Source organism: Stenotrophomonas sp. AS012628 (genome assembly GCF_010608305.1).
Classification (GTDB): domain Bacteria; phylum Pseudomonadota; class Gammaproteobacteria; order Xanthomonadales; family Xanthomonadaceae; genus Stenotrophomonas; species Stenotrophomonas geniculata.
The window spans coordinates 1-211 of the sequence record NZ_VMBJ01000321.1 but is presented as its reverse complement, the minus strand read 5'-3'; the positions used below and the strand labels follow the sequence as shown (position 1 = coordinate 211).

Here is a 211-nt window from a genome sequence, read left to right as displayed (position 1 = left end):
CCCGCTCGCCTTCGGGCTGGCGCCGCAGCCCCAGGATGTCCTCGGCCGGCAGCAGGCCCGCTTCGGCGAAATGCGGGACCAGACCCAGCGCCGGCCAGCCGGTGCGCTCGGCGATGATGGCCATGCCGTCGGCGAACAGGCTCGGATCGCCGCGGAAACGATTGACCACGAAGCCGCGGATCATCGCGGCATCCTCGGCCGCGATCACGAC

Annotated in this window: 1 pseudogene; it reads right to left on the bottom strand. The window is 72.0% G+C overall.

The features are described 5' to 3' along the window. Window positions 1–211, bottom strand: a pseudogene (locus G5A07_RS22105) (hypothetical protein); the annotation flags it as partial.